16 protein-coding genes are annotated in these 15,363 nt (G+C 62.2%); 7 read left to right on the top strand and 9 right to left on the bottom strand.

Going from position 1 to position 15,363, the window contains the following annotated elements:
• Positions 1-197 precede the first annotated feature (197 nt).
• Together AC07UR_RS02140 and pgi are read left to right on the top strand one after the other, a co-directional pair.
• A complete protein-coding gene (locus tag AC07UR_RS02140) occupies positions 198-1,898 on the top strand; it encodes a long-chain fatty acid--CoA ligase (protein ID WP_209787737.1) in 1,701 nt (566 codons plus the stop codon).
• Positions 1,899-2,026: 128 nt separating this feature from the next.
• Positions 2,027-3,652: a glucose-6-phosphate isomerase gene (gene pgi, locus AC07UR_RS02135; protein WP_209787740.1), complete on the top strand. Its 1,626-nt coding sequence runs from the start codon at positions 2,027-2,029 to the stop codon at positions 3,650-3,652.
• A gap of 36 nt (positions 3,653-3,688) precedes the next feature.
• Here the strand turns inward: pgi and AC07UR_RS02130 are convergent, their stop codons facing one another.
• A complete protein-coding gene (locus AC07UR_RS02130) occupies positions 3,689-4,282 on the bottom strand; it encodes a hypothetical protein (RefSeq protein ID WP_209787743.1) in 594 nt (197 codons plus the stop codon).
• Between the two features lie 81 nt (positions 4,283-4,363).
• Between AC07UR_RS02130 and AC07UR_RS02125 the strand changes: the two genes are divergently transcribed.
• Both AC07UR_RS02125 and AC07UR_RS02120 read left to right on the top strand, forming a co-directional pair.
• Positions 4,364-4,918: a DUF2975 domain-containing protein gene (locus AC07UR_RS02125; protein WP_173418883.1), complete on the top strand. Its 555-nt coding sequence runs from the start codon at positions 4,364-4,366 to the stop codon at positions 4,916-4,918.
• Positions 4,919-4,921: 3 nt separating this feature from the next.
• Positions 4,922-5,137, top strand: coding sequence for a helix-turn-helix domain-containing protein (locus tag AC07UR_RS02120; protein WP_025425777.1), 216 nt, complete (start codon positions 4,922-4,924; stop codon positions 5,135-5,137).
• An 18-nt stretch (positions 5,138-5,155) separates the two neighbouring features.
• On the opposite strand, the gene AC07UR_RS02115 is transcribed toward AC07UR_RS02120, so the two are convergent.
• The 7 genes from AC07UR_RS02115 to AC07UR_RS02085 form a co-directional block, all read right to left on the bottom strand.
• Complete coding sequence (locus AC07UR_RS02115) at positions 5,156-6,082, bottom strand: carbohydrate kinase family protein (protein WP_173418882.1); 927 nt, start codon at positions 6,080-6,082, stop codon at positions 5,156-5,158.
• A 91-nt stretch (positions 6,083-6,173) separates the two neighbouring features.
• Positions 6,174-6,866, bottom strand: a complete 693-nt coding sequence (locus AC07UR_RS02110) for an orotate phosphoribosyltransferase (RefSeq protein ID WP_209787746.1) — start codon at positions 6,864-6,866, stop codon at positions 6,174-6,176.
• 28 nt (positions 6,867-6,894) lie between these two features.
• Complete coding sequence (gene pyrC / locus AC07UR_RS02105; RefSeq protein WP_173418880.1) at positions 6,895-7,932, bottom strand: dihydroorotase; 1,038 nt, start codon at positions 7,930-7,932, stop codon at positions 6,895-6,897.
• Between the two features lie 203 nt (positions 7,933-8,135).
• On the bottom strand, positions 8,136-8,756 hold the full coding sequence (locus AC07UR_RS02100; RefSeq protein WP_209787749.1) for a nucleoside triphosphate hydrolase: 621 nt from the start codon (positions 8,754-8,756) through the stop codon (positions 8,136-8,138).
• Entirely contained in the window at positions 8,753-9,535 is a 783-nt protein-coding gene (locus AC07UR_RS02095; RefSeq protein ID WP_173418878.1) for an ATP-binding cassette domain-containing protein, read from the bottom strand. The genes AC07UR_RS02100 and AC07UR_RS02095 overlap by 4 nt, the downstream gene beginning before the upstream one ends.
• Positions 9,535-10,620, bottom strand: a complete 1,086-nt coding sequence (locus tag AC07UR_RS02090) for an ABC transporter permease (RefSeq protein WP_173418877.1) — start codon at positions 10,618-10,620, stop codon at positions 9,535-9,537. Before AC07UR_RS02090 ends, AC07UR_RS02095 begins: the two co-directional genes overlap by 1 nt.
• A gap of 303 nt (positions 10,621-10,923) precedes the next feature.
• On the bottom strand, positions 10,924-11,949 hold the full coding sequence (locus AC07UR_RS02085; protein WP_173418876.1) for a sugar ABC transporter substrate-binding protein: 1,026 nt from the start codon (positions 11,947-11,949) through the stop codon (positions 10,924-10,926).
• Between the two features lie 284 nt (positions 11,950-12,233).
• Between AC07UR_RS02085 and AC07UR_RS02080 the strand changes: the two genes are divergently transcribed.
• Both AC07UR_RS02080 and AC07UR_RS02075 read left to right on the top strand, forming a co-directional pair.
• Positions 12,234-13,466, top strand: coding sequence for an ROK family transcriptional regulator (locus tag AC07UR_RS02080; RefSeq protein ID WP_209787752.1), 1,233 nt, complete (start codon positions 12,234-12,236; stop codon positions 13,464-13,466).
• On the top strand, positions 13,466-13,894 hold the full coding sequence (locus AC07UR_RS02075) for an RbsD/FucU family protein (RefSeq protein WP_209787757.1): 429 nt from the start codon (positions 13,466-13,468) through the stop codon (positions 13,892-13,894). The genes AC07UR_RS02080 and AC07UR_RS02075 overlap by 1 nt, the downstream gene beginning before the upstream one ends.
• 68 nt (positions 13,895-13,962) lie before the next feature.
• Here AC07UR_RS02075 and AC07UR_RS02070 read toward each other — a convergent pair whose 3' ends face one another.
• A complete protein-coding gene (locus tag AC07UR_RS02070; RefSeq protein ID WP_345791033.1) occupies positions 13,963-14,454 on the bottom strand; it encodes a DoxX family protein in 492 nt (163 codons plus the stop codon).
• Positions 14,455-14,653: 199 nt separating this feature from the next.
• Between AC07UR_RS02070 and AC07UR_RS02065 the strand changes: the two genes are divergently transcribed.
• Positions 14,654-15,358, top strand: a complete 705-nt coding sequence (locus AC07UR_RS02065) for a Crp/Fnr family transcriptional regulator (RefSeq protein ID WP_173418872.1) — start codon at positions 14,654-14,656, stop codon at positions 15,356-15,358.
• Positions 15,359-15,363 lie beyond the last annotated feature (5 nt).

Genomic DNA, 15,363 nt, shown 5'->3' with positions numbered 1-15,363 from the left:
TCATACTTTTTCGTGCGCGCGCAGCAGGCCGGTTAACCGTTAGCTGAGTTGACGTTTACGTCAAAGTTATATAATTCCGAATCTCGGCTTGAAGAGGTGTCGCAAAAGCATCATCTTCATCGGCAAGAGAAGACCGGGAGGGTTTCTTCTCTGGCCGCAAGCAAGGCCAGCCTGTGGCGACCAGAGGGAGAGAGGTCATGGCGGAACTCAACACGCAACCAACAGGCACCAGCCCGGAGAAAATCTGGCTGAAGTCCTATCCGCCGGGCATCGCTGCCGAGATCGGCCCACTGCCCTACAGATCGATCGGTGATTTCTTCGACCATGCCGTCGCGCGCTATTCGCGCCGCTTCGCCTTTACCTGCATGGGCAAGTCGCTGACCTTCTCAGAACTTAATGCCGAATCCGCCAAGATCGGCGCCTGGCTGCAGGCACGCGGGCTGTCGAAGGGCGACCGCGTCGCGGTGATGATGCCGAACATCCTGCAAAACCCCGTCATCGTCTACGGTATCCTCAGGGCAGGCTTCACGGTCGTCAACGTCAACCCGCTCTACACGCCGCGCGAACTGGAGCATCAACTCGTCGATTCCGGCGCCAAGGCGATCTTCGTTCTCGAAAACTTCGCCCATACCGTCCAGCAAGTTGCGGCCAAGACCAGCGTCAAGCATGTGGTGGTCGCCACGATGGGCGACATGCTCGGCTTCAAGGGCGTGATCGTCAATCTGGTCGTGCGCCGGGTGAAGAAGCTGGTGCCCGCCTGGTCGATCCCCGGCCATCACTCCTTCAGGTCCGTGCTTGCCGAAGGCGGTCGTCGGAAGCTGACCAAGCCCAATGTCGCTCCTGGTGACGTCGCTTTCCTGCAATATACCGGCGGCACCACAGGCGTTTCCAAGGGCGCGACGCTCACCCATTCCAACCTGTTGTCGAACATGGCGCAGATGGAAATCTGGTTCGACACGGCGTTCCGTTCGCGCCCGCGTCCCGACAATCTCGTCTTCATGTGCGCGCTGCCGCTTTATCATATCTTCGCGCTGACGGTGAACTCGCTGATGGGCCTTGCCACCGGCGGCAACAACATCCTGATCCCCAACCCGCGCGATATTCCAGGCTTCGTCGCGGAACTCGGCAAGTACAAGACCAACATCTTCCCGGGGCTCAACACGCTGTTCAACGCGCTGATGAACAACGCCGAATTCCAGAAGCTCGATTTCTCGTCGCTGATGCTGACCTTCGGTGGCGGCATGGCGATCCAGAGACCTGTTGCCGAACGTTGGCAGAAGATGACGGGATGCCCGATCGCCGAAGGTTACGGCCTTTCCGAGACATCGCCGGTCGCCACCGCCAACCTTCTCGACTCGACCGAATTTACCGGCACGATCGGCTATCCGATCCCCTCGACCGAGATCGAGATCCGCGACGACCAGGGCAACACCTTGCCGATCGGGGACGTCGGCGAAATCTGCATTCGCGGACCGCAGGTCATGGCCGGTTACTGGCAGCGCCCGGACGAGACCGCCAAGGCGATCTCGCCTGACGGCTTCTTCCGCTCCGGCGATATCGGCTTCATCAACGCCGTCGGCCTCGTCAAGATCGTCGACCGGAAGAAGGACATGATCCTGGTTTCGGGCTTCAACGTCTTCCCGAACGAGGTCGAGGAAGTGGCGATGACGCACCCCGGCATTCTCGAATGCGCGGCAATCGGCATTCCCGACGAACATTCGGGCGAGGCGGTCAAGCTGTTCGTGGTCCGCAAGGATCCGGCCCTGACCGAAGAGGACGTCAAGAAGCACTGCGCAGCCTATCTCACCAACTACAAGCGGCCGCGCTTCGTCGAGTTCCGCACCGAGTTGCCGAAAACCAATGTCGGCAAGATCCTGCGCAAGGACCTCCGGGGCTAAAAGCCACCTCGACTTAAAACGATTTAAAAAATCCTGAAAACCGCCACTCCGGCGGTTTTGCGGGCTTGATTCGGACAATGCAAAGCGAATAGCTACGCAAGCGAATGTCCGACACAAGGAGCCCCGCGATGAAAGCGCTTGTCGATCAACTCAAAGCAACCGCCGCGCAGACCAATGCGACCGATATCCGCGCCGCCTTCGCGAGCGATGCCGAACGCTTCTCGCGCTTCAGCACCTCACTCGACGATCTGCTGCTCGACTATTCGAAATGCGCGGTGAACGAACAGGTGCTCGACGGCCTCGAAGCGCTGGCGAAAGCCGCCAAGGTCGAAGAGAAGCGCGACGCGATGTTCCGCGGCGATATCATCAACATCACCGAAGAGCGCGCTGTCCTGCACACGGCGCTGCGCAACCGCGGCAATCGCCCTGTCCTCGTCGACGGCAAGGACGTGATGCCCGACGTCAACGGCGTGCTCGAAACCATGGGCGCCTTTGCCGACGGCATCCGCTCCGGCGCGCTCAAGGGGGCGACCGGCAAGAAGATTACTGATGTCGTCAATATCGGCATCGGCGGCTCCGACCTCGGGCCTGTCATGGCGACGCTGGCGCTCGCACCCTTCCATGACGGCCCGCGCCTGCATTTCGTTTCCAACATCGATGGCGCGCATATCGCCGACACGCTGAAGCTCGTTGAACCGGAAACGACGCTCTTCATCATCGCCTCCAAGACGTTTACGACCATCGAAACGATGACCAATGCGGCAACGGCCCGCGCCTTCATCGCCGACAAGCTCGGCGAAGCAGCCGTCGGCCATCACTTCGCTGCCGTCTCGACGGCACTCGACAAGGTCGCGGCCTTCGGCATCGACCAGGCGCGCGTCTTCGGCTTCTGGGACTGGGTCGGTGGCCGCTATTCGATCTGGTCGGCGATCGGCCTGCCGCTGATGATTGCCATCGGCAAGGAGAATTTCGGCCACTTCCTCGATGGCGGCCACGCCATCGACGAGCATTTCCGCACCGCGCCGATCCGTGAGAACCTGCCGATGCTGCTCGGCCTCCTCGGCTTCTACAACCGCAACGTCCTCGGCTACCCCTCGCGCGCGATCCTGCCTTACGACCAGCGCCTGTCGCGCTTTCCGGCCTACCTGCAGCAGCTCGACATGGAATCGAACGGCAAGGCCGTCACGCTCGACAGCAAGCCGGTCGAGTTTTCGACCGGCCCGGTCGTCTGGGGCGAGCCCGGCACCAATGGCCAGCACGCCTTCTACCAGCTGATCCACCAGGGCACGGATGTCATCCCGGCCGAGTTCATGATCGCCGCCAACGGTCACGAGAAGACCCTGCGCCACCAGCACGAGCTGCTGATCGCCAATTGCCTTGCGCAGTCCGAAGCCCTGATGAAGGGCCGCACGCTTGCCGAGGCGAAGGCGCAGCTGACCTCCAAGGGCATGGCGGACGCCAAGGCGGATAAGATTGCGCCGCATCGCGTCTTCGCCGGCAACCGCCCGTCGCTGACGCTGGTCTACGACCAGCTCGATCCCTTCGCGCTCGGCCGTCTGATCGCCCTCTACGAGCACCGCGTCTTCGTCGAAGGTGCGCTCTTCAACATCAACTCCTTCGACCAGTGGGGCGTCGAGCTCGGCAAGGAGCTGGCAACGGGCCTTCTGCCGGTTGTCGAGGGCAAGGAAAGTGCTGCCGGTCATGATTCGTCGACGGCAGGCCTTGTGGCCGTGCTGCTCAAGGCTGCCCGCTAAAAACCAATGACAGGGCGCGTGGCGCGCCCTGTCCTCTCACGCGGCGCAGGCGGGCAATGCCTTTACGCCGGACTGGTGGAGCAGGTCCATCACATCCAGTCCCGACAGGATCTGGAAATAGCTTTCGTCTGAGCGGGTGCGGATCCATGCATCGACGGTAAGTTTCCGGTCGGTGGGGAACGCACCCGTCCAGCAGCCGCCGGAAAAACCGACCGAAAGGCTGCCTCGGCCTTTTGTTTCGGTCCCCTTGGTCGCCGCAATCTTCTCCTGCATATCGCGCAGGCGCTCTGCATCGGCAGGCGTCAAGGTCAGGACATAGAGCGTCTGGCCATCCCGCATCCGCTCTGTCAGATCAGGCGCTCCGGCATTGCCGGACTGGACCTGAAGCGAGAAACGGCGCGTGTCGAGCGGCGAACCATCCGCCTTCCAGGAGATCCCGAGCGTCGCATCGCCCCGCCTGAGCGAGAGCGCTTCCGGCACCAACAGCGCGACGCGCAGTTCCGCGGGATCGGACCTGAGCGGATCGATACCAGACAGTTTTTCAAGCGAGCCGACATTGAGCGCTGCGCAGGCGGCGAGCACATTGAGCGACAGGAAAAGGCAGGGATTCATCAAAATACGGAACGACATGAAAAGCACCAAATCACAATTGACGCGAATTAATTATCGTTTTACATTAAAAAAACAAGTGAGCCGATAAGGAATTTTCTAATGACCGGATCCCCGGAGCGACTGCGGAAGCTGAGCCGCATCATGAAGCTGATGGTCGTCCTGTGCGGCGCGTTGTTCTGCTCGGCCGTGGTCTATGGCCACTGGCAGATCTTCTTCGACAGAGCCGGCTTCGAGCAAGGCATCCGCGATGTGGTTTTCCCGAGGGTCTCGGCCATCACGCTCTCCTATCGCGCGATCGCAACCGTCGTGTTTCTGACCGCCTTGAACAATGCGCTGGTTATCGCCGGGCTTGCCTTTGCCTGGCAGTTGTTCGACGGCTTCGAGCGCGGAGAAATTCTCTCCAGCCGCAATGGCGTGCTATTGAAACGGATCGGGATCATCTCGATCATCGGATCCGTGTGCATGATCATCAGCAATGCGATCGGCATAATGGCCGTCACCTACGACAATCCGGCGGCAACCGGGCACTCGGTCTTCATCGACATCAACGGCGGAACGCTGATCTTGATGCTGATGGCCGGGCTGCTTCTGGTGCTTGGTCACGTCATGGTCATCGCATCGGGGATCGAAGCCGAGAACCGGAGCTTCGTCTAGCGGATGCCGATCGTCGTAAACCTCGATGTCATGCTGGCAAAACGCAAGGTACGCTCACGTGACCTTGCCGAGCAGGTCGGCATCACCGAGCAGAACATATCTCTCTTGAAATCCGGCAAGGTCAAAGGCGTGCGCTTCGACACGCTGGAAAAGATCTGCGCCGTTCTCGATTGCCAGCCCGGCGACATCCTCGAATACCGCCCGGAGGAAAAGGATTGAACTGAAATCGGGCTCTTCTCAGAGCCCGATTTCGTGTTTCCATGGCGGATTGGCGCCGGCGCGCGAAACGGTGACGGCAGCGGCCTTGGCGCCCAGCGCCAGGGCATCGCGGACGGCACTTTCCGAGAGGCTCGCAACGGCATCCTTCGTCAGGAGCCCGCTCAGCTTCAGCGACGCCAGTACACCGGCATCGAAGGTATCGCCGGCGCCGACCGTGTCGACGACCGTGACGCGTTCGCCGGCGACGTCCGCCTTGTGGCGAGCGGTGTAACCAACGGCGCCATCGGCACCCTTAGTGATCAGCACCAACTTCGGCCCGCGCGTCAGCCATTCGGCAGCGAGATCATCGTGGCTGCCGACCATGCCGAACCAGTCGAGGTCTTCATCCGAGAACTTGATGATGTCGGACATCGCCGCCATGCGGTTCATCCGCGCGAGATGAGCGTCCCGGTCCTTGATGAAACCGGGCCGGATGTTCGGGTCGAAGGAGATGACCCGCTTCTCGTGTTCGCGGGTCATCAGCGCCTCGTAGGTCGAGCCGCATGGCTCGGGGATCAGGCTGATCGCACCGAAATGCAGCGCCTCGCAGAAGTCGCCGAGCGCTGGCAGATGGTCCTTCGTGATCATCCGGCCGGCCGTGTTCTCGTCGAAGAAGGCATAGGTGGCATGGCCGTTGACGAGCTTGACGAAGGCGAGCGTCGTGTGCAGCGACAAGGTCGCGCAAGGGGCGAAGTCGACATTCGCCGCCTTCAGCGTTTCGCGCAGGATATCGCCGAACATGTCGTCGGAGAGGCCGGTGAAGAAGCCGGTGGGAATGCCGAGCCGGCCGAGCGCGATCGCCGTGTTGAAGATCGCCCCGCCGGCATAGGGTGCAAAGGCACTCTCGCCCGCGGTCGTATCCCGCGGCAGCATGTCGATCAGCGCTTCACCACAACATACGATCATCGGCTCTTCCTCCTCGGTAGAATTTCAATCGATTTAAAGACTGCATATCGAGAGCTGCGAGGCCCCGGCACGACCGGGGCCTCGCCGCGAACTAGGCCAGAGCGCTGACGCCGCCGTTGCGGCCCGACCAGGCCAACGGATCGTTGAGGAAGGCCTCGACTTCGCCAAGCGTCTTTTCGTCGAACAGCGCCTGCTCGCGGGCAACGGCCAGGACATTGCGCCAGGTGGCGATCCAGTGCAGGTCGACGCCCTTGCCCTTCATCTCGCCGACCGCTTCCGGGAAGATGTCGTAGTAGAAAAGCGCGATGCCGTGATCGACGACGCCGCCGGCAGCGCGAATGGCGTCGATGAACTTGAACATCGAGCCGCCGGCCGTCGTCAGGTCCTCGATGACGAGAACGCGGGCGCCTTCCGGCATGTGACCTTCGATCTGGGCGTTGCGGCCGTGGCCCTTCGGCGCCTTGCGCACGTAGATCATCGGCAGGCCCAGGCGCTCGGCCAGCATGGCGGCGAAGGGAATGCCCGCCGTCTCGCCACCGGCCACAACGTCGAACTGCTCGAAGCCCGCCTCGCGCAGGATCGATGCGGCAGCAAAATCCATCACTGCCGAGCGGATGCGCGGATAGGAAATCAGCTTGCGGCAGTCGATATAGACAGGGCTCGCCATGCCGGATGACAGCTTGTAGGGCTTGTCGGCGCTGAAATGCACCGCCTTGATCTCCCAGAGCATCTTTGCGACCAGTTCGGCCATCACGGCCTTGTCGGTGAACGCGTTGGAAAACATCAAACTCTCCTTCAAATACTTCGGGTGATCAGACGACGGCCCAGTGCAGCGGGAACATCGGATCAAAAACGGTGACGGGGCCGGCGCCGGTGTCGATCTTGGCGGGATAGCTGACGGCGTCCGCCTGCTTGCGAAGTGTGATCGTCTCGTCATTGGCAGGCAGGCCGTACCAGGCCGGACCATTCAACGACGCGAAGGCTTCGAGCTTGTCGAGTGCTGCTTCCTCTTCGAACACATGGGCAAGGCAGCTCATGGTGTTGATCGAGGTGTAGATGCCGGCGCAGCCGCAGGCGCATTCCTTCAGCGGATCGACATGCGGCGCCGAGTCGGTGCCGAGGAAGAAACGGGCATCGCCCGAGGTCGCAGCCGCGCGCAGAGCCAGACGGTGGTTCTCGCGCTTGGCGACCGGCAGGCAATAGTAGTGCGGCTTGATACCGCCGACGAGAATGGCGTTGCGGTTGATGATCAGGTGGTGCGTGGTGATCGAGCCGGCGAGATTGGCCTTCGACGCCTTGATGTAGTCGACGCCGTCCTTGGTGGTGACGTGCTCCATCGTCACTTTCAGTTCCGGCAGGCGCTTGCGCAAGGGGTCGAGCACGGTTTCGATGAACACTGCCTCGCGGTCGAAGATGTCGACATCCGACGCCGTGACTTCGCCATGGACGCAGAGTGGCAGGCCGATCTTCGCCATGCGCTCCAGTACCGGCATAGCCTCGTCGATGTTGCGAACGCCGCTGTGCGAATTGGTGGTGGCGCCAGCCGGGTAAAGCTTGACCGCCTTGACGAGGCCGCTCTTGTGGCCAGCCTCGACGTCGTCGGGGTTGGTACCCGCCGTGAGATAAAGGGTCATCAGCGGCTCGAAGCGGTCGCCGGCCGGAATGGCGGCAACGATCCGCTCGCGATAGGCCTCAGCATCCGCCGCGGTGACGACCGGCGGCACGAGGTTGGGCATGATGATCGCGCGGGCGAAATGGCGGCTGGTATCGGCGATGACGCCCTTCAGCATGTCGCCGTCGCGCAGGTGAAGGTGCCAATCATCCGGCCGGCGGATAACGAGGTCTTGCATGGTCAGCGTTCTCCTAGGTCAGAGCGGAATGCCGATGGAAAACCGAAGACATTTTTCCTCATCCCGCTCTCGGCTCGCACCCGATCCGCGCGCGCGGCTTTGCGAGCCGGCAGGTGCGGGTGGCGGGTGGTTACTCATGTGGTGAAACCGCGTCTCGATATCACCAATGCGCCCGAAAACACAATCCGCAATCCGACCATCGCTCAGAAATCCGCAAGCACGAGGTCGGCAGGGCGCTGATGACCGACCACCCGATGGGCGTTCGGGATATCGTTGCCGAGCGCCTTTCGCCGCGCCGCCTCCTCGTCATAACCATGATCGCGCCAGCGCTTCAGCAAGCGCCGCTCCAACTCCTCGATGCCGGGATTGATGAAGATGGAGAAGTCGAAGGCGCCATCGAGCTTCGTCCAGGGCGCCTCGTCGAGCAGCAGATAATTGCCTTCGGCGAGAATGATGCGGGTATCGGCGGCCACCACCCGCGCCGAGGCGATCGCCAGTTCGCGCGAGCGATCGAAGACCGGCACCAGCACCTCGCCGTCATTGGCCCTGACGGCCGCGATCGTCGCCAGAAACGACCTCAGATCAAAAGTTTCGGGAGCGCCTTTGCGGGCAAGCAGGCCCTTTTGCTCGAGCACTGCGTTGTCCATGTGAAAGCCGTCCATCGGCAGCACCGCCGCCTTTTCACCGACTGCCACCAGCGCTTCGGCGAGCGCGTCGGACAGGGTCGATTTTCCGGCGCCGGGCGGGCCGGCAATCGCGACGATGAAACGGGCAGCACCTGCCGCCCGTTCCAGAAGGTCGTCAACCAACGGCACAACAGTCATGCCGCGAGCGCCTCACGCGGCGGTTCCTTGGCGCCGGTCATGAAGGCGACGGCATCCGACATGGTGTGTTCCTTCGGGTTGATGACGCAGAGGCGCTTGCCAAGCCGGTGGATGTGGATGCGGTCAGCGACCTCGAACACATGCGGCATGTTGTGCGAGATCAGCACGATCGGCAGGCCGCGCGAACGCACGTCGAGGATCAGTTCCAGCACGCGCCGGCTTTCCTTGACGCCGAGCGCTGCCGTCGGCTCGTCCATGATCACCACCTTGGAGCCGAAGGCCGCAGCACGCGCCACGGCCACGCCCTGGCGCTGGCCGCCCGAGAGGGTTTCCACCGCCTGGTTGATGTTCTGGATCGTCATCAGGCCAAGCTCGGAGAGCTTTGCCCGCGCCCGCTTCTCCATCTCCGCCCGGTCGAGCGTGCGGAACAGCTTACCCATGATGCCGGGTTTGCGGATCTCGCGACCGAGGAACATGTTGTCGGCGATCGACAGCGCCGGCGATAGCGCCAGGTTCTGGTAAACCGTTTCGATGCCGGCGGAGCGCGCCTCCATCGGTGAGCGGAAGTTGATCAGCTGGCCTTCGAGCCGGATCTCGCCCTCATCGGGCGTGATGGCGCCCGAGATCGCTTTGATCATCGAGGACTTGCCGGCGCCGTTGTCGCCGATGACGGCAAGAATTTCGCCCGGGTAGAGGTCGAAATCGGCATGGTCGAGAGCCGTAACCCGGCCATAGCGCTTGACCAGGCCGCGTGCGGTGAGAAGGGGTTCCTGAGCCATCAGCCTGCTACCTTTCTGATCCACTGGTCGATTGCAACGGCGGTAATGATCAAGACGCCGGTCAAGAAGACTTTCCATTGCGGATCGGCGCCCAGCATGTTGAGGCCCATCGAGACCACGCCGACGATCATCGCGCCGATCAGGGTTCCAAGGATCGACCCACGTCCGCCGAAGAGCGAGATGCCGCCGATCACGGCCGCGGTGATGGCCTGCAGATTGTAGTCGGTGACCGCTGCCGACGGCGAGATCGAGCCGTTGCGGCCGATCGAGACCCAGGCGGCAAGTGCTGCAATCAGGCCGGCGAGCGTATAGGCGCTGAGCAGCACGCGGCTGGTGCGGATACCGGAAAGCTTGGCCGCTTCCGGGTCGTCGCCGACCGCATAGAGATGCCGCCCCCAAGCGGTGTGATTGAGCGCGTACCAGAGGCCGAGAACCAGGACGACCATCATGACCACGCCGAGCGTGAAGACGGCGGACCCGATCTTGAAGCTGACGCCGAAGACGTGAAGCATCTGGGTGACAGCCGTCACGTCGGCCTCGCGGATCGTCGCATTGGCCGAATAGATGAAGTTCGTCGCCATGATGATGTACCAGGTGCCGAGCGTCACGATGAACGGCGGAAGCTTGACCCTGGAAACGAGGAAACCGTTGAGGAAGCCGCAGGCACCGCCAACGAGGAATCCGAGAAAGATCGCGATCGGCGCCGGAAGGCCGTAGGTCACGGCGCTGTTGCCCATGATGACAGCGGAAAGCACCATGATCACGCCGATCGAAAGGTCGATGCCGGCCGTCAGGATGACCAATGTCTGCGCAGCCCCAAGGATGCCGACGATGGCGATCTGCTGCAAAATCAGCGTCAGCGTATAGGACGAGAAGAACTTTCCGCCGATCGCCAGACCGAAGATCAGGATCGCTGCAACGAGCACGATGAACGGCACGGCCGCCGGCGTCGAATGCAGGAAATGCTGGATCCTCTGGATCGGCGTCTTGTCATGCGTGTCGAACGACGCGACCTGCGTCGAACTGTTGACCAGGACTTTTTCGAATTCCTGGGATGGCTGTGCGGCTGCGTTGGGCTCGCCCATGGACCTTCCTCCGGTGAACCCCACTCCCAAGGGGTTGCGATGCAATCTGGTGCACAGCCCGCCCACCAGTGGCGGGCATCAGCACTCACTCTAGAGCACCCTGTCTTCAAGTGGAATCACGTGAGGGCAGAAAGGTGCTCCAGAACTAAAGTGCTAGAGCGTCCTTTGTGCGTTCATAGGAACGCACGGCGCTCTAGAAGCTGCGCGGTTTTCGCCGCCTTGTCAAAGACATCGGCGCTTATGCGAAGGGCGGCCGGGGCCGCCCTTCCGTTGTTCAGCCATGCGTTCTAAGAGTTGAGGCGATTAGCCCCAGCACTTGTCCGTGCCGACCTTGGTGTCGATCGATTCGACGCCGGCAGCCGGCTTGTCGGTGACCAGAGAAACGCCGGTGTCGAAGAAGTCCTTGCCTTCGGTCGGCTTCGGCTTTTCGCCGGTGTCGGCAAACTTCTTGATCGCCTCGATGCCAAGCGCTGCCATCATCAGCGGATACTGCTGCGAGGTCGCGCCGATGACGCCTTCTGCGACCGACTTGACGCCGGGGCAACCGCCGTCGACCGACACGATCAGCACGTCCTTCTCCTTGCCGACGGCTTTCAGCGCCTGATAGGCGCCGACGGCTGCCGGCTCGTTGATGGTGTGGATCACGTTGATATCAGGGTCTTTCTGCAGAAGGTTTTCCATCGCCTTGCGGCCACCTTCTTCGTTGCCGTTGGTAACGTCGTGGCCGACGATGCGGGCATCGTCTTCATCGCCGATCTTGGCCGGGTCCTTCGGGTCGATGCCGAAGCCGATCATGAAGCCCTGGTCGCGCAGGACATCGACGGTCGGCTGCGACGGCGTCAGATCGAGGAAGCCGACCTTGGCGGTCTTGGCGCCCTCGCCCATCGTGGCGGCGGCCCACTGGCCGATCAGCTTGCCGGCAAGCAGGTTGTCGGTGGCGAAGGTCGCGTCGGCAGCGGTTGCCGGATCAAGCGGCGTGTCGAGCGCGATCACCAGAAGACCGGCTTCCTGCGCCTTCTTCACCTGATCGACGATCGCCTTGGTGTCGGAAGCGGCGATCAGGATACCCTTGGCGCCATCGGCGATGCAGGATTCGATTGCAGCCACCTGGCTGTCATGGTCGCCGTCGATCTTGCCGGCGTAGGACTTCAGCGTGACGCCGAGTTCCTGGGCCTTGGCGGCAGCGCCTTCCTTCATCTTGACGAAGAAGGGATTGGTATCTGTCTTGGTAATCAGGCAGGCGCTGACATCGGCGGCCTGTGCCGGGGCGGCGAAAACGACGCCGAGCGACAGCACGCCGAACGCGGCGGAGAGAACAGTCTTCTTCATGTAATCCTCCCAAGGATGAAAAACGCGCCGGCGGACCGGCAGGGGCCTCGCCGCCGCAGCATTTCTCCTCCGCTGCAACAGGCGCTTCCGGATCAAAAACAAACACTAAATTTCGAGGGTGTCAATAAATAAATCAAATTGAATTATTATTTCGATGTGTCATTCTTGGGATAACGCCGGTCCGGAGCCATCCGGGCCGACACGCAAATTGACAGGCCCGCCCAGAGCGGAAACAACAGACCCGCGCCAAGCGGGCACTAATGCCAACGGGAGGAGACGGTGGCATGTCATTGACAGACGGCCCCGACAGGGGACCGATGCAACCTGAAGTGATCGACCCCAGCGGCGGGGCGAACCAGACACGCGTGCGCGCCTATAACGAACGGCTGGTGATGTCGCTGGTGCGTCGTCACGGCGAGCTCTCGAAGGCAGACATCGCCCGGCGCTCCGGCCTTTCGGCGCAGACGGTCTCCGTAATCATGCGCGCCCTTGAAAGCGATGGCTTGCTGGTGCGCGGCGAACCGGTGCGCGGCCGCGTCGGCCAGCCCTCGACGCCGATGCGGCTCAACCCGGATGCGGTTTTCTCCTTCGGCGTGAAGATCGGCCGGCGCAGTGCGGACCTGGTGCTGATGGATTTCGTCGGCAACATCCGCCTGCACCTGCACCAGATCCACGCCTATCCCCTGCCCGGCGACCTCGTCGACTTCATCATCGGCGGCATCGAGAAGCTCGAGCAGCAACTGAGGCCGGACGAGCGCAAGCGGATCGCCGGCATCGGCATCGCCACACCTTTCGAGCTCTGGAACTGGGCGGAAGAAGTGGGCGCACCGCGGGAACAGATGAACCGGTGGCGCGATATCGACCTGCAGGCGATCGTTGCGCAACGCACCCGTCACCCGGTGTTTCTGCAGAATGACGGAACCAGCGCCTGCGGCGCCGAACTCGCCTTCGGCGTCGGCGCCAGCTATCCCGACTTCGTCTATTTCTACATCGGCTCGTTCATCGGCGGCGGCGTCGTCATCAATTCCGCGCTGTTTTCCGGCCGGACAGGCGCCGCCGGTGCCGTCGGTCCGCTGCCGGTGTCGGGCAAAGACGGCAAGACCGTCCAGCTCCTGAAGATCGCTTCGGTGTTCGTGCTCGAAAACCTCTTGCGCGATCGCGGCATCGACCCAAAGCCGCTCTGGTACTCCGCCGACGACTGGATCGATTTCGGCGAACCGCTGACCGTGTGGATCGACGACAGCGCCGCGGCCCTTGCCCAGGCCGTCGTCTCCGCCGTCTCGATCGTCGACTTCTCGGCCGTCGTCATCGACGGCGGCTTCCCGCCCTGGGTGCGCGCGCGGTTGCTGACGGCGACGCGCAAGGCCCTGCACGAACTCGACCTCCAGGGCGTGACGATCCCGGAACTGGTGGAAGGCATGGTCGGCAGCCACGCCCGCGCCATCGGCGGCGCCAGCCTGCCGTTGTTCTCCCGCTACCTGCTCGACACCAATGTCCTCTTCAAGGAGCTCAGCTGATGCTGAAAGGCATAGACCCGATCCTCAGCCCCGAATTGCTGGCGACGCTTCGAGCCATGGGCCACGGCGACGAGATCGCGCTGGTCGACGGCAATTATCCCGGCCAGGAACATGCCCGCCGGCTGGTTCGGCTGGACGGCCACGGGCTGATCCCGGTGCTCGACGCCATTTTGAGCGTGATGCCGATCGACGATTTCGTGCCGGCCGCGATTTTCCGTGCCACGGTCAAGCACGACCGAGACGCGCTCGACCCGGTGCATCGGGAGATCATCGATTGCTGCGGCAAGCATGAACCCGCACGGACGGTCGTTCCCCTGCTCGGCCCCGAATTCTATCCCCGGGTGCAGGCAGCTCACACGGTGGTGCAGACCAGCGAGCCGCGGCTTTACGGCAATGTCATCCTGCGCAAGGGCGTGATCTATCCGTAACTTCGCAAGACGAACGAAAAAACCCGCCGGCGGAACCGGCGGGTTTTTTGTTTGAAGTCTGAAATGTCTCAGGCGCGACGTGCGTCGATCGACAGTGCGCCCGGGCCGAAGGCTGCAAGCACCAGGAAACCACCGGCGACCGAGATGTTCTTCATCATCATCAGGCCGTTGAAGACGGTCAGCAGACCGTTTGCTTCCGGCGGGAAGGTCGGGATGTTGATCGCACCGCTGTGGAAGACGAAAGCGGTGACAAGCGTGAACGCCGCCAGCAGGTAAGCCGCGATCTTGGTCTGGAAGCCGACAAGAACGGCGAGACCCGCAACCAATTCGAAGATACCGGCGAGATAGGCGAGCACTGTCGGCGCAGGCCAGCCGGCATTGGCGATCATTCCGGCGGTGCCGGCGGGATCTGTCAGTTTGCCGAAACCGGCGGTGATGAACATGATCGAAAGAAGAATGCGCCCGATGAGGACGACGACATTCTGAGACATGCGAGGCTCCTGTGAGAAACGAGTGTTGGCAGCAGAAGTATCAGCATTTTCAAATTCATCTAGCCGCACGACCGGCGACAGATCGTTCACAACCTAGAGACAACCGGGAATTATCGTCAACCGACATTTGCGTCACGCCGCGATCTGTGCAGTCCTTTTCGGCACCATACCCCCTGCTCAGGCCCGGAACGTTCTTTTCTGTTGCAAGGACGGGTCGTGTGGGCGAAGAATTTCAGGCGCGGCAGGGGACGCCGCTAGGGGGCATCTCATGAACGAAATCAACAGGAGCCCGGCCTTCTGGCGCTCATTCGCGATCTTCGAAGGGTTCGACAAGAAGTCCATCGAGGATCTTGCCGAGATCGCCACCTATCGCAAGTGGCCGGCGGGCACGGTGATCTTCCAGCGCGGCGACGAAGGCAACTATATGATCGTTGTCGTATCGGGCCGCATCAAGCTGTCGCTGATCACGCCTCAGGGCCGCGAACTGATGCTGCGCCAGCACGAAGCCGGAGCGATCTTCGGCGAGATGGCGGTGCTCGACGGCCAGACGCGGTCGGCCGATGCCACGGCGCAAACGGCTGCGGAAGGCTATGTGATCGGCAAGAAGGCGTTTCTCGACATGGTGACCACCCGGCCGGCCGCAGCCGAATCCGTCGTCCGCTTTCTCTGCGCCCAGCTGCGCGACACCACCGAGCGGCTGGAAACCATCGCGCTCTACGACCTCAATGCCCGCGTCGCCCGGTTCTTCCTGGCCACGCTCCGGCAGATCCACGGCAACGAACTTCCCGAAAGCGCCAACCTCAGGCTGACCATGAGCCAGACGGATATCGCCGGCGTGCTTGGCGCCAGCCGGCCCAAGGTCAACCGGGCCATCCTGTGGCTCGAGGAAAGCGGCGCGATCAAACGGATGGATGGCATCATCGCCTGCAAGGTCGGCAAGCTCTTGAGCATCGCCGATCCGGAAGAGGATTAGGCGAC

This window comes from Ensifer sp. GW821-FHT05G01, assembly GCF_059419585.1.
Note: the sequence above shows the minus strand (reverse complement) of the source record. Positions and strands in the feature narration are given on the sequence as shown.